Genomic DNA, 20,694 nt, shown 5'->3' on the forward strand with positions numbered 1-20,694 from the left:
AGCGGCGGCTCCGACGACCGAGCGACCCGAGCCGTCAGCCGGCCGCGCGCGAGCGCCAGTCGTCCCAGGTGGCGAGGAGCTGCTCGATCGCGGCGTGGAAGCGGGCGGTGGCGGCGCCGGGGGTCGTGTCGCCGAAGTAGTGCGTGACCCAGTGGTGCAGGCGCGCGGCCGCCTCGGGGTCGGCCTGCACCCGCTCGACCTCCTCGGCGATGCGCGGCGCGTCCTCGGCCCGCAGCCACTCGCACGCCGACAGGTATCCGCCCTCGTCGATCTGCGCGGCCGGATCCGCCGGGCGCGTGATCAGGAGCGGCTTGCCGGCCGCGAGGCGGTCGTAGACCATCGCCGAGACGTCCGCGATCGCGACGTCGGCGGCGGCCAGCTGCCATCCGAGGTCCGGGCGGTCGTCGTACACGTGGTGGGCCCGCGGATCCGCCGCATTCGCCGCCCGGATGGCCTCGATGATCCGCTGGTTCGCCGCGCCGAACTCCGCGTCGACGACGCCGCTGCGCGGGTGCGGGCGGTAGATCACGCGGTGGCGGCCCGTCGCGAGCAGCGCCGCGACCAGCGCCTCGCCGTGCGTGCGGACCGAGCCGTAGTACGCGGCCGGGCGGTCGCCCTCCCACGTCGGGGCGTACAGGACGACCGTGCGCTCGTCGGGCGCGTACGGCAGCTCGCCCGAGTAGTGATCCGCCTGCGGCCGGCCGATCTCGATCGTGCGGCGGTCGAGATCGAAGTCCCACAGCGTGCGGCCGAGGCGCTCGCGCGCGGCCTGACCGGCGATCAGCGCGTAGTCGTACGCCTTGTACTGGTTCGTGGTCATGTACATCTTGTCGGACTCGCCGTGGTTGATGAACACGTGCCACCGCTCGCCGTAGCGGAACATCTGGAAGTTGCGGGTGTTCTGGTTCACGTACAGGACGATCCGGATGTCCTGCTCGTCCAGGAACCGCTCGATGTCGCGCACGGCGGGCACGAATGCGACCGGCAGCGCGTCGTCCTTCAGCAGCGCCGCCGCACCCGTGGCGTTGCGCGCCATCACGACGACCGGGTGCGTCTGCGCGAGCTCGGCGAGCGGGCGGTACCACTGGCGCAGCTGGTACATGTTCACCGCGCCGTCGGCGAAGTACACCGCGATGCGGAAATGCCCCGGCTTGCGGGGCGGGAGGGCCGCGATCGTGTGCCGGATCTCCTGCACGGCCTGGCGGGATGCGACAGCCTTGCGGACGAGTTCGACAGCTTTCCTCACGTCCCTGGAGATGCCCATCCGACAAGCCTAACCAGGGGTCTTGCGGGCTCCCCATGGGATGATCGACGAATGCGTAACGATCCCCCCGAGGGCCCCGGCGTGCCCTCCGGGGGGTCGCCGCGGCAGAATCAGGCGGTCCGCCGGGACACCCCGGCAGTGCCCGCCGGGTCGGGCGTCTCGTTCGTGATGCCCGTGCTCAACGAGCAGCGCTACCTTCGCCGCGCGGTCGAGACCGTGCTGGAGCAGGATGTCGACGGCCCCGTCGAGATCGTCCTCGCGCTGGGCCCGTCGACCGACGGCACCACCGAGCTCGCGCAGCAGCTGGCGTCCGAGGACGACCGGATCGTGCTGGTCGACAACCCGGCCGCGGACATCCCGGTGGGGCTGAACGCGGCCATCCGCGCCAGCTCGCACCCCACGATCGTGCGCGTCGACGCGCACTCCGAGCTCGCGCCCGGGTACACGACGCGCGCGCTGCGCACCCTCGCCCGCACGCGCGCCGGCAACGTCGGCGGCGTGATGCAGGCCTCCGGCCGCACCCCCTTCCAGCGCGCGGTCGCCCGCGCGTACAACTCCCCCGTGGGCCTCGGCGGCGGCGCGTACCACGGCGGCGACCGCGAGGGCGAGGCCGAGTCCGCCTATCTCGGCGTGATGCGCCGCGCGGTGCTCGAGGAGGTCGGCCTGTTCGACGAGTCGATCCGCCGCGGCGAGGACTGGGAGCTGAACCTGCGGATCCGCTCGGCCGGGTACCGGGTCTGGTTCGATCCGGCGCTGTCGGTGACGTACTGGCCGCGCGAGAGCTGGCATCGCCTGGCCCGGCAGTTCCTCGCGACGGGGACCTGGCGCGGCGAGCTCGTGCGCCGCTACGGCATGCGCAATTCGCTGCGCTTCTTCGCGCCGCCCGCGCTCGTGCTCGCGGTCGTGCTCAGCGTCGTCCTGGGCGCGCTGCAGCTGACCGGCGTGCTGGGAGCGGCGTGGTCGGTGCTGTACGCCCCGGTGGCGGCGTACGTCCTGCTGGTCCTTGCGGTCGCGATCGGGCCCGGCGGCGGATCCGGCCTGCGCGACAAGCTCTGGACGCTCGCCGTGCTGCCGACGATGCACCTGGCCTGGGGCGCCGGGTTCCTCGGCGGCCTCGCGCGCGGCGCGCACGACACGGTGGACACCTCCCGCCTGGCGGGCCGCAACACGCCGCTGCCGTAACCGGTTCTCAGCGGCTGACGTACCCGCGGTCGAGGATGCGGGCCACGACGCGCTCGGCCGCGCGGCCGTCGTCGCGGGCGTTGAAGCGCGCGGTCCAGGCGGCGTAGCGACCGGCGTGCTCGGCCGGATCCGCGGCGAGCGCGGCGACGAGCTCGTCCTGCGTGCGCACGAGCGGCCCCGGCGCGTGGGCGGCGAGGTCGAAGTAGAAGCCGCGCAGCTCGCCGCGGTAGTGCTCCATGTCGGGCACGAGGAAGTACATCGGCTTGCCCGTCACGCCGAAGTCGAACATGACCGACGAGTAGTCCGTGATCAGGGCGTCCGCCGCCAGCAGCAGAGGCGCGGTGTCCGGATACCCGGTGACGTCGATCACGCGCGCGCCCGCGGCATCCTGTCCCTGGTTCAGCGTGCGGGAGTGCCCGCGCACGAGCACGACGGACCCGGTCGCCGCCGCGAGCGCGGTCGGATCCAGGAAGTCCACCATCTCCTGCCGATCGTCGCGCCACGTCGGGGCGTACAGCAGCACGCGCTCGCCCGGCCCGATGCCGAGCTCGGCGCGCGCGGCGGCGGCGTCGCCGGTGGTCAGCACGTCGTTGCGCGGGTAACCCTCGACCCAGATCGGCCGCCCGAGGAAGGCGTAGGCCCTGCGCAGGATGCCGGCCGCGTATGGGTTCTGCGCGAGCAGGACGTGCCAGCGCCGCGACTCCTTGATGACGGCGCCGATCCGCCGCGGATCGAAGCCCGGACGGTGCAGCGCGAGCCGCTTGAGCGGCGTGCCGTGCCACGTCTGCAGCACCGTCTGTCCCGTGCGCCCGGCGTAGCGGCGGCGCAGCCAGTCGTTGACCACCAGCAGCTTCGCCACGCTGCGCGCGCGCCACCACTCGGGGCTGCCCTCCACCACGGGGATCGCGCCCTCGGGCACGCGCACGGAGAGGTCCACGACGCTCCAGTACCGGATGACGTCGGGGGCGACCCGCGCGAGCTCACGGTCGATCGCGAACGGGTTGCAGCCGGCGCCACGGCCGTAGAAGCTCTCGAAGAACACCGCGTTCTCGAGCGCCGAGTGGTGGTCGATGTAGCGGCGCTCCAGCGCGCCCTGCGCCTCGGCGCCGTCGTACACGGGGTCGACCGGCGGGCCGACGACCACGCGGTCGCCGCGCAGCTCGGCTCGCAGGCCCGGCAGCAGGCGCAGCGGAAGCTCGGCGTCGAGCTCGACGCCGTCGATCCGCACGCGGTACTCCCCCGACGGCAGCGGCAGCGCGGGGCCGCCCCAGCGCGCGGCGCGCAGGGGGAACCGCGCGGTCCAGGTCTTCCCGCCGCCGGTGATCCGCGCGGCGGTGTGCGCGCGCCGCCCGGTCAGCGTCGCGGTCGCGGGGCGCGGGCCCGCGCCCCGGATCACGAGCTGCGCGTCGGCGGGCTCGAACCGGGCCGTGGTCTGCGAGATCATCCGATCCCTTCCTCTCGTGCGATGCGGGCCTCGATCGCGCGGTATACGCGCTCGGCGCTGCGGCCGTCGCGGAAGGCGTGCACCCGCTCGCTCAGCGCGCGGGAGCGCCGGATGCGCTCGGCGGCGACCGCGTCGTCGCCGAGCAGGGCGTCCAGCTGCGGCACCAGCTCGCCCCAGGTCGTCGCCACATCGTCGCCGGCGACGTCGCCGTAGGCGCCGTAGAACCCGCGGCGCCGCGCGTAAGCCTCCACATCCGGTGCCAGGAACAGCACGGGCAGCGGCACGAGCGCCACGTCGTACGCGAGCGACGAGTAGTCCGTGACGAGCGCGTCCAGGCCCGGCAGCGCCGGTGTGACGTCGCCGAGCACGTCGGCGCCGAGCGCGCGCACGCGGCTCACGCCGGCGGGCGGCGCGTAGTCGCCGGCCCCGAGGCGGTGCGAGCGCACCAGCAGCACGGCGTCGTGCCGCGCGAGCGTCTCGTCGATCGCGCGCCAGTCGTCCGCGCCGGGCACGGCCGGATCCGGCTCCCCGTCGCGCCACGTCGGCGCGTACAGCACCAGGCGCGGCCCGCCCAGCAGGTCCGGGATCAGTCGGCGGAGCAGCGCCCGCGCGTGGGCGCGCCGCTCGTCCGCGGTGCCGCGTGAGAGCGCGTCGACCCGGGGCTCGCCCGTCACGACGATGCGGTCGTCGGGCAGGCCGAACGCCGACTCCAGGCGCCCGCGCACGAGGTGCGAGGCGGCCGGCAGGATGTCGATCCGGCGCGCGGACAGACGGTACAGGATGCCGATGGCCCGGCTGACGAGCGGCGCCGCGACCGGGATCGGGCTGCGCACGGTCTCGGGCGCGTCGAGCCCGACGCGCTTGAGCGGGATGCCGTGCCACAGCTGCGCGACGACCGGGCGGCCGAACAGCCCGCCGCTGATCGCGTACGGATTGACGTCGCCGAGACCGTACGCCACCACGATCACGCCCGCGCGGGCCGTCGCCCAGAAACCGGCGAGGGACGACGTGCGCAGCGCGGCGATGCCGAGCGCGGCGGCCTGGCGCGCCTCATCCGGGTCGTCGGTCAGCCAGACGGCGTCGCGCCCGCGATCCTGCGCCACGCGCCAGAGCTCGAGCGGGCCGTCGCCGATGCCGGCGCCGCAGCCGAACACCCAGCGCCGCGTCCGCGGGAGCACGAGAGTGACGAGGCGCCCCAGCGCGTACAGCGGAAGCCGCGCGATCTTCCGCGCGTTGCCCGCGCGGAAAGAGAAAGAGGCCACTCCGCGAGCCTATGACACGTTCTCCCGGGTTGCGGAGAGAGCGGGTCGGGGCTCGCGGAGTGGCCCTCGGGTGAGGCGATGCTACTGCTGCAGCTCTCCCAATGTCACGTCCACCGTGCGGGTCTGGCCGTCGCGCACGAACGTCACGGTGGCGTCGCTGCCGGCGGCGACCGCCCGCACCTGGGCCGTCAGGTCGACCGCGGTGCCGATGCGCACGCCGTTGAACTCCGTGACGATGTCGCCCTTGCGCAGGCCGGCCTTCTCGGCGGCGCCGCCGCCCGTGACCTCGGCGATCAGCGCCCCGGACGTCGTGGCGTTCTCGTCCACGCTGGAGGGCTGCACGCTCGCGCCCAGCAGGCCGTGCGTGGCCTCGCCGTTCTCGATCAGCTCGTCGCTGATGCGCTGCACGATGTTGGCCGGGATCGCGAAGCCGACGCCGATGGATCCGGACTCCTCGTTCCCGCCGGACGAGGCGATCGCGACGTTGACGCCGATCAGGCGGCCTTGCGAGTCCACCAGTGCGCCGCCCGAGTTGCCGTGGTTGATGGCCGCGTCGGTCTGGATCACCGAGATCGAGATCGACTGGCTCGGCACGTCCTGCTGCTGCGGCTGGCCGTTGTCGAAGCGGAACGGGCTGCCGCCGTCGTCCTCGGGAGACGGCTGCGTGTCGTCGCCCTCGCCGGAGTCGGGCGCGGCGGAGGACGCGATCTCGATGCTGCGGTTGAGCGCGCTGACGATGCCGGTCGTGACGGTGTTCGGCAGGCCGAGCGGGGCGCCGACAGCCGCCGTCGTGTCGCCGACGTTGAGCTTCGACGAGTCGGCGAACTCGATGGGCGTGAGGCCCTGCGCGTCCTGCAGCTTGATCACGGCGAGGTCGTAGGTCGGGTCGGTGCCGACGACCTCGGCGCGGTAGATCCTCCCGTCCGACGCGGTCACCCGGATGTCGGGCGACGCGGTCGCGCCGCCGAGCGTCACGACGTGCGTGTTGGTGACGACGTAGCCGTCCTTGCTCACGATGACGCCGGATCCGCTGCCCGCCTCGGACTCGCCGGCGACGTCGATCGTGACGACGCTCGGCAGCACCTGGGTCGCGACGGCCGTGGCCTCGTTGACCGAGCCGGGGTTGTTCACCGTGATGTTGGAGGGGCCGGTGGCGCCGCCGGCGACGCCGGGCGTGCCGTCGAACTGGTCCCACAGCGCGGAGCCGCCCACCCCCGCGGTGCCGCCGACCAGCGCGGCCGCCACCAGGAGCGCGGCCACGCGGCCCGCGCCGCCCTTGCGGCGCTGCCTGTCCGCGCCGTCGGCCTGGGGCGCGGCGGGCGCGGCCGTCCGGAACTCCGGCGACAGCGGCTCGGTGGCCTGCGTCTGCGCGTGCCCGGCGGGACCGAACGACTGGCCCTGCTGGCCGTAGTGCGCCTGCCCGCCGTAGGCACCGCCGTGCTGGCCCGGGGCGGTGAACGGCGCCTGCGGCATCGACCCGTGCGGCGCGGTGTACGGCGCCTGCGGGGCCGGGGGCCGCGGCGGCACGTGCAGGTCGTGCGGCGCGCGGTAGTCGCCGCCCTGCGGCGCCGCCGGGGGCGGGGTCTGCGGCGGGTTCTGCGGGTCCTGGCCCTGCGAGTTCTCGTCGGAACGCTGGTTGTCCATGGCTGCTCCTTCTTCCAAAGCTCCTACAGCGTCGCGCCGCATCCTTTGGACTTCCTATGACGAGCGTAAGCCGCTTGTGTGACTTCCGGGCGGGCGCCCGTGATGACCCGGCCGGCTCCGATCCGGCGACGTGTCGCCGGTAGCCTGGCCGGATGGATCACATCACGGGCGCCTGGCGCCGCACGGCCGCGGGCGCCGGGCTGCTGCGGCCCGATGGATCCGTCGCGAGCACGATCTTCGCGGAGATGACCGCGCTGGCCACCGCCACGGGCGGTATCAACCTGGGCCAGGGCTTCCCCGACGAGGACGGCCCGCGCGAGGTGCTCGAAGCGGCGCGCGAGGCGATCTCCGCCGGGGCGAACCAGTACCCCCCGGGGCTCGGCCTGCTCGAGCTGCGCGAGGCGATCGGCGAGCACCAGCGACGCTTCTACGGCCTCGACGTGGATCCGGCGACGCAGGTCGTGGTGACCGCCGGCGCGACCGAGGCGCTGGCCTCGGCCCTGCTCGCGCTCGTCGACGGCCCGGACGACGAGGTCGTCGTGTTCGAGCCGTACTACGACTCCTACGCGGCGTGCGTCGCGCTGGCGGGCGCGACCCTGCGCACGGTGCCACTGCGGTGGCCGGGCTTCCAGCCGGATCTCGACGAGCTCGCCGCGGTCGTGAACGACCGCACCCGTGTGATCCTGGTCAACGATCCGCACAACCCGACGGGCGCGGTGTTCGAGCGCGACGTGCTCGAGGAGATCGTGCGGCTCGCACACGCGCACGACGCGGTCATCCTGACCGACGAGGTGTACGAGCACCTCACGTTCGACGTGCCTCACACGCCGATCGCGACGCTGCCCGGCGCGTGGGAGCGCACGCTCACCATCTCGTCCGGCGGCAAGACGTTCCGGACCACCGGGTGGAAGATCGGCTGGATCTCGGGGCCGACCGACCTGCTCACCGCCGTGCTGACCGTGAAGCAGTACCTGACCTACACGAACGGCTCCGCGTTCCAGCCCGCGATCGCGGTCGGGCTGCGCCTGCCGGACGCGTTCTTCGCCGGGATCGCCGACGACATGAAGCGCAAGAGCGGCATCCTCGGCGCCGGCCTGCGGGCCGCGGGCCTGGCCGTGTCCGCGCCGCGCGGGTCGTACTTCACGGTCGCCGACGCGTCCTCGCTCGGCGCGGTCGACGCCGCCGACTTCTGCCGCGGACCGCTCGCCGAGGCCGGGGTGGTCGGCATCCCGATCACGGCGTTCACGACGCCCGAGCGGCGCGGCGAGTACGCGACGCTGATCCGCTTCGCGGCGTGCAAGCGCACCGAGGTCCTCGACGAGGCCGCCGCCCGCCTGGCCGCGCTCGCGCGCTGACTCCCGCAGGGGCTTGACCCCGTGCGAACGAAGCGGCCGCGCCCCGTTGCGGATCCCTGGGCGTGCCCGCTGTGCGAACGAAGTGAGCGTGCCGCGAAGCGGCCGACCAGCGCGCGGATGGAGCGTCAGCGACAGCCATCGAGCGCGAGCGCCGGCGCGGAGCGTCGGTCGAGCGATCGATCCGCGCGGCGAAGAGAAACCGCTCAGCGCGGCACGACGCGGTAGCGGCGCAGCGCGAGCGCGGGGTTGACCCGGCGCACGTTCCGGATCGTGTCGCGATCCGCCCAGCCGACCGCGACATCCGTGGCGGTGCCGATCGATGCGACCGCGACGCCCAGCGGATCGATCACGGCGGAGTGACCCACGCCGAGCGTCGGCGGGTGGTCGGCCGCCGCGACGTACATCGTGTTCTCGATCGCGCGCGCCGTGAGCAGCGTGGTCCAGTGGTGCTCCTTGAGCGGACCGCGCACCCACTCGGCCGGCACGAGCGCGACGTCGGCGCCGGCGTCCGCGAGCGTCCGCGCGACCTCCGGGAAGCGCAGGTCGTAGCAGGTCATCAGACCGAAGGTCAGGCCGCCCGCCTCGAACGTCTGCGGCTCGTCGAGCGCGCCCGCCTCGATCCAGTCCGACTCGCGCTGGCCGAACGCGTCGTACAGGTGCTGCTTGCGATACCGCGCGACGATCCCGGATCCGTCCACCGCGACGACCGTGTTACGCACGCGTCCGCCGTCGCTCGTGCGCTCGGCGAGCCCGGCGACGAGGTGCACGCCGAGCTCCGCCGCGAGGGCCGTGAGCGCCTGCACGAACGGGCCGTCCATATCCTCGGCGTTCTCGGCGAGGGTCGCGTCGAACGGATCCGTGAAGAAGCTCGAGTACTCGGGGAACAGCACGACCGACGCACCGCGCCCGGCCGCGCGGCGCGCGAGCTCGGCGATCGCCTCCCGGTTGGCGGCCGCATCCGCGGTCGGGGCGAACTGCGCGACCGCGATGCCCACGGCGCCGGTCATCGCAGGGGCTCCCCGCGGCGGGCCTTCAGCACCAGCGGCACCGCGATCCAGAGCACGACGACGACCGCCAGGAGGCCTCCCGCCGCGATCCACGCCCCGACGCCGTTCACGACCACGTCGAACACGAAGCCCACCACGCCCACCAGCAGCGCGCACACGATCACCAGCGCGGACTGCAGCGCGAGGTGCCCGTAGGCGACCGTGGTGCCCTTCGCGCCCTCGCGGAACAACACCCGGTGCAGGGCGACCGGGGCGAGCGCGATGACCGCGCTGATCGCCGACAGCACCACGAGCACGAGGTAGAAGATCTGCTGGCCGTCGCTCAGGTCGTGGAACGCGGGCTGGAAGGCGAGCGCGAGCAGGAAGCCCGTCAGGATCTGCGTGCCGGTCTGCAGCACGCGCAGCTCCTGCAGCAGCTCGTTCCAGTTGCGGTCGTAGCGCTCGGCGGGCGACTCGCCGGGCCGTGCGCTGCGGGGGATCTCGCCGGTCATGAGCCCATCCTCCCGAACGCGGGTGGAGCGGGCAAACCTCGCATCCGCCGCCGGGCACAGTGAAGCCCGGGTCCGACCTGGACGACGGGTGTGTCAGGCGGTCGGGCCCGGGCTGAGGAATCGCCGGCTCCCCCGGAGTCCCGCGATCCGATTCGGCGGATGGGCCGGCACCCTGCAGTCCCCCCCGGGACGTCATGATGCCCCTACAGGCTCGCACCATTCGGCGAGAGGTCACAGGGGTTGAACTACCCATGCAGGGATATATCAGCGGATCCATAACCGGCGCACATGCGCCGAGGCGCCCCGGGACGGTGTCCTCACGCGAGAGGCGCGGCCTCACTCCTCGTCGTCGCTGATCGCCAGCGTGTGCCAGATCTCGAACGCGGCGGACGCGGCGCTCTGCGCGTCGCCGGCGGCGATGAGGTCGATCAGGCGCTCGTGCAGGTCGACGGATGCATGCCCGCCGTCGCCGAACCGCTGGCGCTCCGCGCGGCGCACCACCGGGCCGAACTGCTCGAGGACGGCCTCCAGCGCGCGGTTGCCCAGCAGCGCGACGGGAACCCGATGCAGCGCCTCGTCCGCATCGAGGGCGCCTGAGACGTCCCCCGCCGCCATCGCGTCGGCGAACCGCGCGTTGGCCTCGCGCATCCGCATCAGGTCGTCATCCGACAGCCGCCCCGTCACCTCGCGCACGGCGAGTTCGTGCATGGCCGCGACGACGTCACGCGCGTCGCGCACCGCCTGAGCGTTCACCGCGCCGACCGTGGTGGAGCGGCCAGGCAGGGCGACCACCAGGCCGCTCCCGCCGAGCCGCAGCAGGGCCTCGCGCACGGGTGTGCGGCTCACCCCGAGCCAGGTCGCGAGTTCGACGTCCTTCAGCTGCTCCCCCGGCTGAAAGGTTCCGTCGACGATGGCGTCCCGCAGGCGCCGGTAGACGTCGTCTCGCAGCAGCGTGCGGTCGACGGCGGGTGTTCCCGTGGGAATCGGCATACCGCATATTGCACACAGGATTTCCCCAGAAAGCAATTCGGAATAGATCTGGTCGCGGACTGTTGCACGCAATACATTGCACATCAGAGCCAGCACCGGGCTGACTCGGCACAGGATCCGGGCCGGATGCTCCGCCCCGGAGAAGGAGAACCAAGGGCATCATGAGCACCAACGATCACGAGATCCGGAACGTCGTGCTGGTGCACGGCGCGTTCGCCGACGGCGCCGGTTGGCGCGGGGTCTACGACGATCTCACCGCGCGCGGCTTCAGCGTCGCGATCGTCCAGAACCCCCTGACGTCGTTCGAGGACGATGTCGCGGCGACCACGCGCGTGCTCGACCGGCAGGACGGCCCCGCCATCCTGGTCGGCCACTCGTGGGGCGGCACGGTCATCACCGAGGCGGGGGTGCACCCGAACGTCGCCGGCCTGGTCTACGTCTCGGCACTGGCCCCTGACGCCGGGCAGACCACCGGCCAGCAGTACGAGGGATTCGCGCCGACCCCCGACTTCGTGATCGAGGTCGGCGACGACGGATACGGCTTCCTCGACCCCGAGAAGTTCCAGGTCGGCTTCGCACACGACGCGAGCGACGCCGACGCCGCGTTCCTGCGTGACTCCCAGGTGCCGATCAACATGGCCGTGTTCGACGCGGCCGTGACGAACGCCGCGTGGCGCGAGAAGCCGACATGGGCCGTCATCGCCACCGAGGACCGCGCCTTCGACCGGGCGATGCTGCAGCACATGGCCCAGCGAGCCGGCGCCCAGGTCACCGAGGTCGCCGCGAGCCACGCGGTCTACCTCACGCAGGCGCGCGTCGTCGCCGACACCATCGTCACGGCCGCCCAGAACGCCGCGACGCGCTGACGCGCCGGGCCCTCCTCGGCGTGCGTTCAGCGACGGCGGGCGGTGAGTGAGAGCTCCGTGGCGCCGTAGCTGTTGTCGTCGGGGTTCACGGTGACGCCGGGCGGGACGAGGTCGTCGATGCGGTCGAGGACACCGTCGGCGAGTGCGACGCCCGCGGCCGGGAGTTGCGACTGCAGCTGCTCCATCGTCCGCGGCCCGATGATCGCGCTCGTCACGGCAGGGTGGCGGATCACGAACGCGATGGCGAGCTCGATCATGCTGAGGCCCGCCTCGTCGGCGATGTCGGCCAGCCTGGTGACGATCTCGAGCTTGCGCTGGTTCGCGGGATGGGTCATGTCGAAGCGGGCCGGCGGACGGGCGGAGGAGGTCGGGCTGGAGTCGCTGCGCCACCTGCCCGACAGCCATCCGCCGCCGAGCGGGCTGTAGGTGAGGATTCCCATGCCATGCCGCTGTGCGGTGGGCAGCACGTCCTCCTCGATGCCTCGGACGAGGACGGAGTACGGCGGCTGCTCGGTGCGGAACCGCTCGAGCCCGCGGTCGCGGGCGACCCACTGCGCCTCGACGATCTGGCTGGCCGCGTACGACGATGACCCGATGAGGCGGACTTTCCCCTGTCGCACCAGGTCACTGAGGGCGCCGAGCGTCTCCTCCACGTCCATGTCGGGACTGGGCCGGTGCACCTGGTAGAGGTCCAGGTAGTCGGTCTGCAGCCGGGTCAGGGAGGCTTCGACCTCAGAGATGATCCATCGGCGAGACCCGCCGCGGTGGTTGACCTCGTCGCCCATGGGCATGAAGAACTTCGTGGCGAGCACGACGTCGTCACGACGGCCCTTGAGTGCCTTGCCGACGATCTCCTCCGACTCGCCACCGGAGTACACGTCGGCGGTGTCGACGAAGTTGATCCCCGCGTCCAGGGCGGAATGGATGATGCGGATCGACTCGTCGTGGTCGGTGTTCCCCCACGCGCCGAACATCATGGTGCCCAGGCAGAGCGGACTGACAGCGACGCCGGAGCGCCCGAGCTTGCGGTATTCCATCGTTCTCCTCCGTGATGTCGTGGTCCGCACGCTACGCCCGACCGGCCGCGTGAGAGGGGCCCTGGCGTTACCTGGGACGACCGGTCCTCCCGCACCAGCGGGCAGCGGCGTGAACTGTTCTCGGGCCTCGCACCGGGGCCGCACCGACCCTCCTCACGAAGGACACCATGAAGGCCACGTTCATGTACGGCGCCCGCGACGTGCGCATCGAGACCATTGACGACCCGACCATCCAGCAGCCCACCGATGCGATCGTCCGGGTCACCCGAGCCTGCATCTGCGGCTCCGACCTGCACCCTTACCACTCCATGCCGCCCGGCTCCGAGGGAACCCCGATGGGCCACGAGTTCATCGGCGTCGTGGAGGACCTCGGCGCCGAGGTCACCACCCTGAGGAAGGGTGACTTCGTCGTCGCGCCCTTCGCTTTCCAGGACAACGCCTGCGTGTTCTGCCGAGAGGGGGTCCACACCTCGTGCGTCCACGGCGGCTGGTACGGCGCCGACGGCATCGGCGGCGGCCAGGCCGAAGCCGTCCGCGTCCCTCTCGCCGACGGCTCGCTCGTGAAGGTCCCCGGCGACACCGACGAGAAGCTGTTTCCCTCGCTGCTGTCGCTGTCGGACGTGTACCTCACCGGGTACCACGCGGCGCACATGGGCCGGGTCGAGGCCGGCAAGACGGTGACGGTGATCGGTGACGGCGCCGTGGGTCTGTCCGCCGTGCTCGCGTCGCAGCAGCTGGGCGCCGAGCGGATCATCCTGATGGGCCGCCACGCGTCGCGCACCGATCTCGGCCGCGAGTTCGGCGCCACGGATGTCGTCGCCGAGCGCGGCGACGAGGGCATCGCGCACGTGATGGAGCTCACCGACGGCGAGGGCAGCCACATCGTGCTCGAGGCCGTCGGCCACATGCCCGCCTACGAGCAGGCGTACGGGATCGTCCGCCCGGGCGGTGTGATCTCCCGCGTCGGGGTGCCGCAGTACGAGGACGCTCCGGTCGGGTTCGGATCACTGTTCGGCAAGAACGCCACCCTGACGGGCGGTCCGGCCCCGGTGCGCGCCTACCTCGAGCCGGCGATCCGGCAGGTTCTGAATGGAGTCATCGACCCGGGCAGGGTGTTCGATCACATCGTCGGCATCGACGACGTCCCCACCGGATACGCGGCGATGGACGCACGAGAGGTCTTGAAGGTCATGATCGCCTTCTGATCGCCCCGGCGGCGGCAGACCGCACCGCGGGCGGACAAGCCGATGGTCGTCACCGTCGAGGCGCGATCGCTGTCGGCGGTCAGCGGCCGGTCTGCGGGACGCCGTCGACGTGGCTCTGCCCCTGATCGGCCGCCCAAGACGCCAGCATCTTCAGGGCATCCGCCGACGGCGAACCGGCCGGGGCTGTGTAGACGTTCATCACCAGGCCGGGCTCGCTCGGCAGCTCCATCGACTCGAAGTTCAGGTCGAGGTCACCCACGACGGGATGGTGGAGGCGCTTCACGCCGCTGCGGTGGTACATCACATCGTGCGACGCCCACCGCTGGCGGAACAGCTCGCTCTGCGTCGAGAGCTCGCCGACGAGTCGGATCAGCTCCCGATCATGAGGGGCCCTGCCCGCCTCCAGCCGCAGCATGGCGGCGGCGTCGTTCGCGACCCGGTCGTAATCGCGCCAGAATCCGCGCGCCGCGGGATTCAAGTACGTGAAGCGGGTGGTGTTGACCGGCCGGTGCGGGTCGTCGAATACGGGGGCGTACAGGGCCCTGCCCATTCGATTGGCGGCGAGGATGTCGTGACGGCCGTTGCGCACCCACGCGGGCGCATCTGCCATAGCCTCCAGCACCTGCCGCACGGCCGGCCGCACCTCATGTGAGCTTCTCCCGCCCGCGCGATGCGGCGTCGGCCCGGCGGTGCGAGCCAGATCGAACAGGTACTGCCGCTCAGCGTCGTCGAGCATCAGCGTCCGTGCGAGCGCGTCCAGGACGCTGTCCGACGCTCCAGCGAGGTTCCCGCGTTCGAGCCGCACGTAGTAGTCCACCGACACCCCGGTCAGCATCGCGACCTCCTCGCGACGCAGCCCTGGCACGCGACGGTTGCCTCCATAGATCGGCAGCCCCGCCTGCTCAGGCGAGATACGCGCACGACGCGAGGACAGGAACTCCCGCACCTCGGATCGCACATCGCTCATGCTCCTCACGCTATGCCGACCGCGCCGACAGCGGGAGGCACTGCCGTTACCTCTCACGGGGTTGGGGGTGAATGACAGTGACTCTCACGGGATGGCACGCCGTGCCTACCGTGGGGGCATGACCACTTCGATCACCCTGAACAACGGCGTCGAGCTGCCCGCGATCGGCCTCGGCGTCTTCCAGACCCCTCCGGCCGAGACCGTCGATGCCGTCGCCGCGGCGCTGCGGACCGGATACCGTCACATCGACACCGCCGCCGCGTACGGCAACGAGCGCGAGGTGGGCCAGGGCATCCGCGAATCCGGAGTCGACCCCGCCGACGTCTTCCTCGAGACGAAGATCTGGATCAGCGACTACGGCTACGACGAGACGCTGCACGCCTTCGACAAGAGCGCGGGCAAGCTCGGCGTCGACCAGCTCGACCTGCTGATCCTGCACCAGCCGCTGCCGTCCGCGTTCGAGCGCACCATCGGCGCGTACCGGGCGCTCGAGAAGCTGCTCGCCGACGGCAGGGTGCGCGCGATCGGCGTGAGCAACTTCATGCCCGCGCACCTGACGCAGCTGCTCGAGCAGACCGAGGTCGTCCCCGCGGTGAACCAGATCGAGGTGCACCCGTACTTCCAGCAGAAGGACCTGCAGGAGCTGCACCGGGAGCACCGCATCCTCACGCAGGCGTGGTCGCCGATCGGCGGCATCACCTCGTACCGCGAGTCGGCCAGGCGCAGCTTCGACGAGCCCGTCATCCTCGCGATCGGCGAGAAGCACGGCCGCTCCGCCGCCCAGGTCATGCTGCGCTGGCACCTCCAGCACGGCATCCAGGTCATCCCGAAGTCCACCAAGCCCGAGCGGATCGCCGAGAACTTCGACATCTTCGACTTCGAGCTGACGGCCGACGAGGTCGCGCAGATCGACGCCCTCGACACGGGCGCGCGCGGTGGCCCCGACCCCGAGTCGATCACGCTCGAGACGTACGGCCGGCCGATCCCGGAGGCCTGACCAGGCGGGCGGGGCCGGCGCTCCCGCCCTCGCCCGCGCGGTTCGGTCGTGGAGGGGATGAAGCGGCGCGGCCGAGGCGCATCCCACGTGGGTGCACGGATCCGCAAAGGGCGGGGGCAGGATTTGAACCTGAGGATGTGGCGAGGTCGAGCGCGAATCCCGCCTGCAGCGGAGGTCGATCGCGGCGACCCGGAGCGGCACGCCAGAATCCCGGAGCAACAACGGAGGCCGGCCCGCTGATTCAGGGCCCGCCGAGCGGCGTGAGGGTCGCCAAGCCGCCAGCGCGGATCGGTGTAGGTGGAATCGGCCGCGAACGGCCGCGTCGCGCCCGGGTTCCCGGCCTCGAAACGACCCCCTGGTTCCGGACGCTCGCTGCAGGGATCATCGGCACCGCGACCGATGCGGCCATACGATGCACGGCCGCTGGTTCGAAGAAAGCATCATGACCGGTCGTCTTGCTCGTCAGGTTGAGGTTGCGACGCCGGCCAGAACGCCGCGTAGCGAGATGAGGACCCCTGCGTCACAGAGGCCCTCATCTCGGAGTGCGGTTCAGCGGAGGTAATGCGTCAGGTCGGCGATGGCGTGCCGGAAAGAGGCCTGGACGCCGCCGACCTTCTGGAGGGCGGTGATGGCCATCCAGTCGTGGATGAGGCCGATGTACTCGACGGTGGCGACCTCGACGCCCGCCTCCGACAGCCTGCGGCCGTAGGCGATGCCCTCGTCGCGCAGGGGGTCGTTCTCGGCGACCAGGATCACGGCCGGCGGAAGGCCCACGAGCTGATCGATGCCCGCCTTGAGCGGGGCCGCGTAGATCTCGTTGCGGGACTGCTCGTCGGGGGTGTACGTGTCCCAGCCGAAGGCCATGAAGTCCTTGGGCAGGAAGCGGCCGTCGGCGAAGTCCTGGTACGACTGCGACCCGAGATCGGAGTCGAGGGCGGGGAAGAGCAGCAGCTGCACCTTGATGTCGGGCACGTCGATCTCGGGGTGGTCCTTGACGTAGAGCGACAGCGCAGCGGTCAGGTCGCCGCCCACGCTGTTGCCCGCCACCGCGACCCGCGAGGCGTCGAGGCCGTTGCGGGCACCTTCGCGGCCGATCCACTTCAGCGCGGCGAGCGACTGCTGCAGCTGGATGGGGTAGATCGCGTCGGGGATCGGGGTGTACTCGACGAACACCACGGCGAAGCCGGTGCCCACCGAGAGGTCGCGGCTGAGGCCCTGGTGGTTGCCGAAGTCGCCGGCGATCCACACGCCGCCGTGGATGAAGAGGATCACGGGCAGGTCGCCCTGCGCGCCCTCGGGCCGCTGGATGTAGACCTTGACGGCGACGCCGTCGACCTCGATGTCCTTCTCCTCCACGGTCACGCCCGAGATGTCACGGTCGGCGGCGCCGACGACGCTCGCCAGCGTGGAGCGGACCTGGTTGCCCGGAAGCAGCCAGAACGGCGCGGCGTTCGCGTTGAGCTCGGCGAGGAAGGGACGGATGCCGGCGTCGATGCGGAGGTCGGTGGCGGCGTCGGGGATCTGGTCAGCGCTCATGTTCGTTTCCTTTCAGCTGGCCCCTGTGCGGGGCCTCGGATCCTGGGCCCGGACCTGATGGTCCGGGCTTCCCGGTCGCTCTCGGCCGGTGATTCAAGAGTCGTCGTCCCGCGACTTCACGCCCATCGAGCGGGCACCAGGATCCGCATGAGCGCAGCGTGGGGTTCTCCCCACGCCCATAGACTGAGCCGACGATGGAGGAGGTCGTGTGCGCATCCTGGTGGCCGAGGACCAGCCGCTGATCCGCGAGGGGATCGTCCGCCTGCTCGAGCAGGCCGGCATGACCGTCGAAGCGGTGCGGGATGCCGTCTCGCTGCGAGAGCGGGCAGAGGCGGATCCGCCCGACGTCGTGGTCACCGACATCCAGATGCCTCCCGGGATGGGCGACGACGGCCTCGAGGTCGCCCTGTCCCTCCGGCGCAGTCACCCGCAGGTCGGTGTCGTCGTGCTGTCGCAGTATCTGGACGATCGATACGCGCTGGATCTCGTGGGCGACCGTGCGGACGGCGTCGGGTACCTGCTGAAGGAGAAGATCGCGCGCGGCGAGGTGCTGGTCGACGCGGTGCGGCGCGTCGCCGACGGCGGCTCCGCGCTGGATCCGGACGTCGTCGCGCGGCTCGTGGGGCGCCGGCGCCCGGTCGATCCTCTGGCGTCACTCACCCCGCGCGAGCGGGAGACCCTCTCGCTGATGGCCGAGGGCCACTCCAACGCCGGCATCGCGCAGAAGCTGTTCGTGACGGTCCCCGCCGTGGAACGGCACGTCACCGGGATCTTCACGAAGCTCGGCCTCCAGCAGACCGAGTCGGGGCAGCACCGCCGTGTGCTCGCCGTGCTGCGCTACCTCGACGCCTGAGGCCCCTCCCCCGCCGGCGGCAGCGGGATCGTCGCGCGGATGCGCGTTCCCGCCCCCGGCGGGGAGTCGATCTCCACATCGCCCTCGAAGGCCCGCACGCGGTCGGTCATGCTGTGCAGGCCCGACCCGGCGCCGGCGAGATCGAGCCCGCCGATCCCGTCGTCCTCGATCTCCAGGACCAGCCGGTCGCCGAGCGAGATCTGCACCTCCACGTGGCCGGCCCGAGCGTGCTTGACGGCGTTGGTGAGCGCCTCCGCGACGAAGAAGTACGCGTTCGACTCCAGCAGCGGCGTCAGCCGCCGGCCGCCCAGGTCACCGGAGATCGTCACGGGGAACGGGCAGCGATCGGCCTGCGAGCGCACCGCCGCGACCAGGCCCCGCGACGTCAGGATCGGCGGATGGATGCCCGCGGTCAGCTCGCGCAGCTCATCGATGGCGCCCTGCGCGTCGTCGACGATGCCATCCAGAAGCTCGCGCGTGTCGTCGCGCTGAGCGCCGAGGGTCTCCTGCAGCAGCCGGGCCTGCAGCGCCACGGCCACCAGCCGCTGCTGCGCCCCGTCGTGCAGATCGCGGACGATCTGGCTGCGCGCCTCGGCGATGTTCTCCATCAACCGCAGGTGCGCCCGTCGAAGCTCCGCCCGGCGCATCTCGGCGCGCTTCCGCTCGCGCCGCTGGCGCTCCAGCTCACGGCGCTCGCTCACATCCACGAACGAGTGGATGACGCCGCGTCCGGCGGGAAGGTCGATCGGCGCGGACGACCATTCGATCGGCGCGAACGTCCCGTCCGTCCTGCGCAGCCATTCCTCGCCATGCACGGGCTCCCCCGTGTGCAGCGGCGCCAGCATCGGGCACTCGGATACGGGGTAGGGCGAGCCGTCGGGACGGGTCGCATGCATCAGCGTGTGGCTGTCGTGACCGATGACGTCTGCGCTGCTCCGGTAGCCCAGGACGGCCAGCGCCGCCTCGTTGACGTAGAGGACGGCGCCGTCTGCTCCGACGACCCAGATCGGCTGCGGCGTGGCCGAGAGGATCGCGGGGATCAGCGCCTCCGCCGCGGAGGACTCAGAAGCCTCGGTCACGACAGGCGCCGTGGGGTTTTCCACATGGTGCCGAGCCTACGACTCCACGAGAGTGGATCCATGTCCCATCGCATCGCCGTCGTCGACGACGACGCGCGCTTCCGCCGCGTCGTCAGACTCCTGCTGACACGACGCGGGTACACGGTGGTCGGCGAGGCGGGCGATATCGCCGCGGCCCTCGCGCTCGTCGATGCGATCCATCCGCAATCCCTCCTGGCGGACTGGCACCTGCCCGACGGGGACGCCCCGCTGCTGCTGGCGTGCCTGGCCGAGCGCACCGATCCCCCGCGCATCCTCCTGACCTCGTCGGATGCCCAGGCCGGCGCCGGGCTCGCCACAGCAGTGCCGTTCGTACCGAAGGAACGGCTCGCCGACGTCGATCTCGCCAGGTTCCTGTAGGCCACGCGCGCGCCGACCCACTGCCGACCCCACGGCGACGCCGACGGATCCTGGATAGGCGATCGTCGCGTTCCTGCCCGACAAGTGGGACTGCGAGGAGGAGTACCGCCTCATCTTCGAGCGCCCGTCTCCGTCCCCTGACAACAGATACGAGTTTTATCGTATGTATGATGATCGTCGCGGCCGCGTCCGGCGGTCCGTCATCCAAGGCGACAGGAGACCACCACATGACGCGCTACGTCCTCACGGGCACTTCGGGCAACCTGGGTTCCCGCATCCTCCGCAGCGTGATCGCGCGCGGTGAGATCCGGCCGTCCGACGTCGTGATCTCGACATCCAGCCCACGCTCCGTGCCCTCTTCGGTGCGAGACCGGGGATTCGAGGTGCGCCGCGGCGACTACGCCGATCCGGCCTCGCTGCGCACCGCCTTCGACGGCGCCGACGTCGTCTTCGTGATGTCGCACCCGGATCCGGGAACCCGCCGGGTCGCCCTTCACCGCAATGCGTTCGAGGCCGCATGGGCCGCGGGGGCCACCGTGGTCTACTCGAGCATGATGCTGGGCGGCGAGGCGGGCACCGACACGGTGATCGGGATCCAGCAGGGCCACGCCCAGACGATGCGCTACCTGTACGAGAACGACGGCGATCACATCATCGTCCGTCAGGGCATCTACGCCGAGGCGTGGGGTCACTATGCCGGATTCCCGCGACGAGGCGCGGGCGGTCGCGTCGAGTGGGTCGTGCCGCGTGACATCGCGGTGGCCTGGACCGCGCTGGACGAGCTCGGCGAAGGCAATGCCGCCCTCCTCGCCCGCTATGGGGACTACGTCGGGAACACGCTGCGCCTCACAGGCCCCCGAGCGACGAAGATCAGCGAGATCGCGGAGCACGTCGCGGCGCTCACCGGGCGCGAGATCGTCGTCACCGAGCTGGGCATCCGCGGATCCGACTCGTGGAACCTCATGTACCAGGGCCTGGCCGCTGGCGAAGGCTCCGTCGTCGACCCGCTGCTCGGTGAACTGCTGGGGCGCGCCCCGCGCGGCATCGAGGAGCTGCCCGACCACCTCTTCCGCGTCGCCTGACGCGGCGCGGGGTGGGGCGATGCCTAGGATCGAG

General features: G+C 71.8%; 19 protein-coding genes. 8 read left to right on the forward strand and 11 right to left on the reverse strand.

The window, feature by feature from the left end:
- Positions 1-34: 34 nt before the first annotated feature.
- Positions 35-1,264, reverse strand: a complete 1,230-nt coding sequence (locus AAD528_RS04265; RefSeq protein WP_345750814.1) for a CDP-glycerol glycerophosphotransferase family protein — start codon at positions 1,262-1,264, stop codon at positions 35-37.
- A gap of 168 nt (positions 1,265-1,432) precedes the next feature.
- On the opposite strand from AAD528_RS04265, the gene AAD528_RS04270 reads away from it, so the two are divergent.
- Positions 1,433-2,446 (forward strand): glycosyltransferase family 2 protein, encoded by a 1,014-nt coding sequence (locus AAD528_RS04270; protein WP_345751250.1) that lies wholly within the window; start codon positions 1,433-1,435, stop codon positions 2,444-2,446.
- Positions 2,447-2,453: 7 nt separating this feature from the next.
- Here AAD528_RS04270 and AAD528_RS04275 read toward each other — a convergent pair whose 3' ends face one another.
- From AAD528_RS04275 to AAD528_RS04285, 3 genes are all read right to left on the reverse strand, one after another.
- Positions 2,454-3,890: a CDP-glycerol glycerophosphotransferase family protein gene (locus tag AAD528_RS04275; RefSeq protein WP_345750815.1), complete on the reverse strand. Its 1,437-nt coding sequence runs from the start codon at positions 3,888-3,890 to the stop codon at positions 2,454-2,456.
- Positions 3,887-5,152, reverse strand: a complete 1,266-nt coding sequence (locus AAD528_RS04280) for a CDP-glycerol glycerophosphotransferase family protein (protein ID WP_345750816.1) — start codon at positions 5,150-5,152, stop codon at positions 3,887-3,889. The genes AAD528_RS04275 and AAD528_RS04280 overlap by 4 nt, the downstream gene beginning before the upstream one ends.
- Positions 5,153-5,233: 81 nt before the next feature.
- Positions 5,234-6,796 (reverse strand): S1C family serine protease, encoded by a 1,563-nt coding sequence (locus AAD528_RS04285; protein ID WP_345750817.1) that lies wholly within the window; start codon positions 6,794-6,796, stop codon positions 5,234-5,236.
- A gap of 152 nt (positions 6,797-6,948) precedes the next feature.
- Between AAD528_RS04285 and AAD528_RS04290 the strand changes: the two genes are divergently transcribed.
- Entirely contained in the window at positions 6,949-8,151 is a 1,203-nt protein-coding gene (locus AAD528_RS04290; protein WP_345750818.1) for an aminotransferase class I/II-fold pyridoxal phosphate-dependent enzyme, read from the forward strand.
- Positions 8,152-8,354: 203 nt separating this feature from the next.
- Here the strand turns inward: AAD528_RS04290 and AAD528_RS04295 are convergent, their stop codons facing one another.
- The 3 genes from AAD528_RS04295 to AAD528_RS04305 all read right to left on the reverse strand — a co-directional run bounded on the left by AAD528_RS04295 (position 8,355) and on the right by AAD528_RS04305 (position 10,735).
- A complete protein-coding gene (locus AAD528_RS04295) occupies positions 8,355-9,158 on the reverse strand; it encodes a carbon-nitrogen hydrolase family protein (protein ID WP_345750819.1) in 804 nt (267 codons plus the stop codon).
- Entirely contained in the window at positions 9,155-9,649 is a 495-nt protein-coding gene (locus tag AAD528_RS04300; RefSeq protein WP_345750820.1) for a DUF6328 family protein, read from the reverse strand. The genes AAD528_RS04295 and AAD528_RS04300 overlap by 4 nt, the downstream gene beginning before the upstream one ends.
- A gap of 336 nt (positions 9,650-9,985) precedes the next feature.
- The gene (locus AAD528_RS04305; protein WP_345750821.1) at positions 9,986-10,735 is read right to left on the reverse strand and encodes a GntR family transcriptional regulator; all 750 of its coding nucleotides are present in this window, start codon (positions 10,733-10,735) and stop codon (positions 9,986-9,988) included.
- 65 nt (positions 10,736-10,800) lie between these two features.
- Between AAD528_RS04305 and AAD528_RS04310 the strand changes: the two genes are divergently transcribed.
- The gene (locus tag AAD528_RS04310; protein ID WP_345750822.1) at positions 10,801-11,505 is read left to right on the forward strand and encodes an alpha/beta fold hydrolase; all 705 of its coding nucleotides are present in this window, start codon (positions 10,801-10,803) and stop codon (positions 11,503-11,505) included.
- A 26-nt stretch (positions 11,506-11,531) separates the two neighbouring features.
- On the opposite strand, the gene AAD528_RS04315 is transcribed toward AAD528_RS04310, so the two are convergent.
- On the reverse strand, positions 11,532-12,542 hold the full coding sequence (locus AAD528_RS04315; protein WP_345750823.1) for an aldo/keto reductase: 1,011 nt from the start codon (positions 12,540-12,542) through the stop codon (positions 11,532-11,534).
- 167 nt (positions 12,543-12,709) lie between these two features.
- Here AAD528_RS04315 and AAD528_RS04320 point away from each other — a divergent pair, with 167 nt between their 5' ends.
- Positions 12,710-13,747 carry a zinc-binding dehydrogenase gene (locus AAD528_RS04320; protein ID WP_345750824.1) on the forward strand — a complete coding sequence of 346 codons (1,038 nt, stop codon included), beginning with the start codon at positions 12,710-12,712 and terminating at the stop codon, positions 13,745-13,747.
- A 79-nt stretch (positions 13,748-13,826) separates the two neighbouring features.
- On the opposite strand, the gene AAD528_RS04325 is transcribed toward AAD528_RS04320, so the two are convergent.
- Positions 13,827-14,714 carry a helix-turn-helix transcriptional regulator gene (locus AAD528_RS04325; protein ID WP_345750825.1) on the reverse strand — a complete coding sequence of 296 codons (888 nt, stop codon included), beginning with the start codon at positions 14,712-14,714 and terminating at the stop codon, positions 13,827-13,829.
- A gap of 118 nt (positions 14,715-14,832) precedes the next feature.
- On the opposite strand from AAD528_RS04325, the gene AAD528_RS04330 reads away from it, so the two are divergent.
- Complete coding sequence (locus AAD528_RS04330) at positions 14,833-15,711, forward strand: aldo/keto reductase (RefSeq protein WP_345750826.1); 879 nt, start codon at positions 14,833-14,835, stop codon at positions 15,709-15,711.
- A 549-nt stretch (positions 15,712-16,260) separates the two neighbouring features.
- Here AAD528_RS04330 and AAD528_RS04335 read toward each other — a convergent pair.
- The gene (locus AAD528_RS04335; protein ID WP_345750827.1) at positions 16,261-17,247 is read right to left on the reverse strand and encodes an alpha/beta hydrolase; all 987 of its coding nucleotides are present in this window, start codon (positions 17,245-17,247) and stop codon (positions 16,261-16,263) included.
- A 208-nt stretch (positions 17,248-17,455) separates the two neighbouring features.
- Between AAD528_RS04335 and AAD528_RS04340 the strand changes: the two genes are divergently transcribed.
- A complete protein-coding gene (locus AAD528_RS04340) occupies positions 17,456-18,100 on the forward strand; it encodes a response regulator transcription factor (protein WP_345750828.1) in 645 nt (214 codons plus the stop codon).
- Here AAD528_RS04340 and AAD528_RS04345 read toward each other — a convergent pair.
- Positions 18,085-19,179 carry a PAS domain-containing sensor histidine kinase gene (locus tag AAD528_RS04345; RefSeq protein WP_345750829.1) on the reverse strand — a complete coding sequence of 365 codons (1,095 nt, stop codon included), beginning with the start codon at positions 19,177-19,179 and terminating at the stop codon, positions 18,085-18,087. The two genes, AAD528_RS04340 and AAD528_RS04345, sit on opposite strands and share 16 nt — an antisense overlap.
- A gap of 60 nt (positions 19,180-19,239) precedes the next feature.
- Here AAD528_RS04345 and AAD528_RS04350 point away from each other — a divergent pair, with 60 nt between their 5' ends.
- Entirely contained in the window at positions 19,240-19,578 is a 339-nt protein-coding gene (locus tag AAD528_RS04350) for a response regulator (RefSeq protein WP_345750830.1), read from the forward strand.
- Positions 19,579-19,805: 227 nt separating this feature from the next.
- Positions 19,806-20,660, forward strand: a complete 855-nt coding sequence (locus AAD528_RS04355; protein WP_345750831.1) for an NAD(P)H-binding protein — start codon at positions 19,806-19,808, stop codon at positions 20,658-20,660.
- Positions 20,661-20,694: the final 34 nt, after the last annotated feature.

This window comes from Microbacterium rhizophilum, assembly GCF_039605615.1.
Classification (GTDB): domain Bacteria; phylum Actinomycetota; class Actinomycetes; order Actinomycetales; family Microbacteriaceae; genus Microbacterium; species Microbacterium rhizophilus.

Coding starts and splice junctions, on each gene's coding strand:
- AAD528_RS04265 (WP_345750814.1), bottom strand. CDS start 1,264: ATGGGCATCTCCAGGGACGTGAGGAAAGCTGTCGAACTCGTCCGCAAG.
- AAD528_RS04270 (WP_345751250.1), top strand. CDS start 1,433: ATGCCCGTGCTCAACGAGCAGCGCTACCTTCGCCGCGCGGTCGAGACC.
- AAD528_RS04275 (WP_345750815.1), bottom strand. CDS start 3,890: ATGATCTCGCAGACCACGGCCCGGTTCGAGCCCGCCGACGCGCAGCTC.
- AAD528_RS04285 (WP_345750817.1), bottom strand. CDS start 6,796: ATGGACAACCAGCGTTCCGACGAGAACTCGCAGGGCCAGGACCCGCAG.
- AAD528_RS04290 (WP_345750818.1), top strand. CDS start 6,949: ATGGATCACATCACGGGCGCCTGGCGCCGCACGGCCGCGGGCGCCGGG.
- AAD528_RS04295 (WP_345750819.1), bottom strand. CDS start 9,158: ATGACCGGCGCCGTGGGCATCGCGGTCGCGCAGTTCGCCCCGACCGCG.
- AAD528_RS04300 (WP_345750820.1), bottom strand. CDS start 9,649: ATGACCGGCGAGATCCCCCGCAGCGCACGGCCCGGCGAGTCGCCCGCC.
- AAD528_RS04310 (WP_345750822.1), top strand. CDS start 10,801: ATGAGCACCAACGATCACGAGATCCGGAACGTCGTGCTGGTGCACGGC.
- AAD528_RS04315 (WP_345750823.1), bottom strand. CDS start 12,542: ATGGAATACCGCAAGCTCGGGCGCTCCGGCGTCGCTGTCAGTCCGCTC.
- AAD528_RS04320 (WP_345750824.1), top strand. CDS start 12,710: ATGAAGGCCACGTTCATGTACGGCGCCCGCGACGTGCGCATCGAGACC.
- AAD528_RS04325 (WP_345750825.1), bottom strand. CDS start 14,714: ATGAGCGATGTGCGATCCGAGGTGCGGGAGTTCCTGTCCTCGCGTCGT.
- AAD528_RS04330 (WP_345750826.1), top strand. CDS start 14,833: ATGACCACTTCGATCACCCTGAACAACGGCGTCGAGCTGCCCGCGATC.
- AAD528_RS04335 (WP_345750827.1), bottom strand. CDS start 17,247: ATGAGCGCTGACCAGATCCCCGACGCCGCCACCGACCTCCGCATCGAC.
- AAD528_RS04350 (WP_345750830.1), top strand. CDS start 19,240: ATGTCCCATCGCATCGCCGTCGTCGACGACGACGCGCGCTTCCGCCGC.
- AAD528_RS04355 (WP_345750831.1), top strand. CDS start 19,806: ATGACGCGCTACGTCCTCACGGGCACTTCGGGCAACCTGGGTTCCCGC.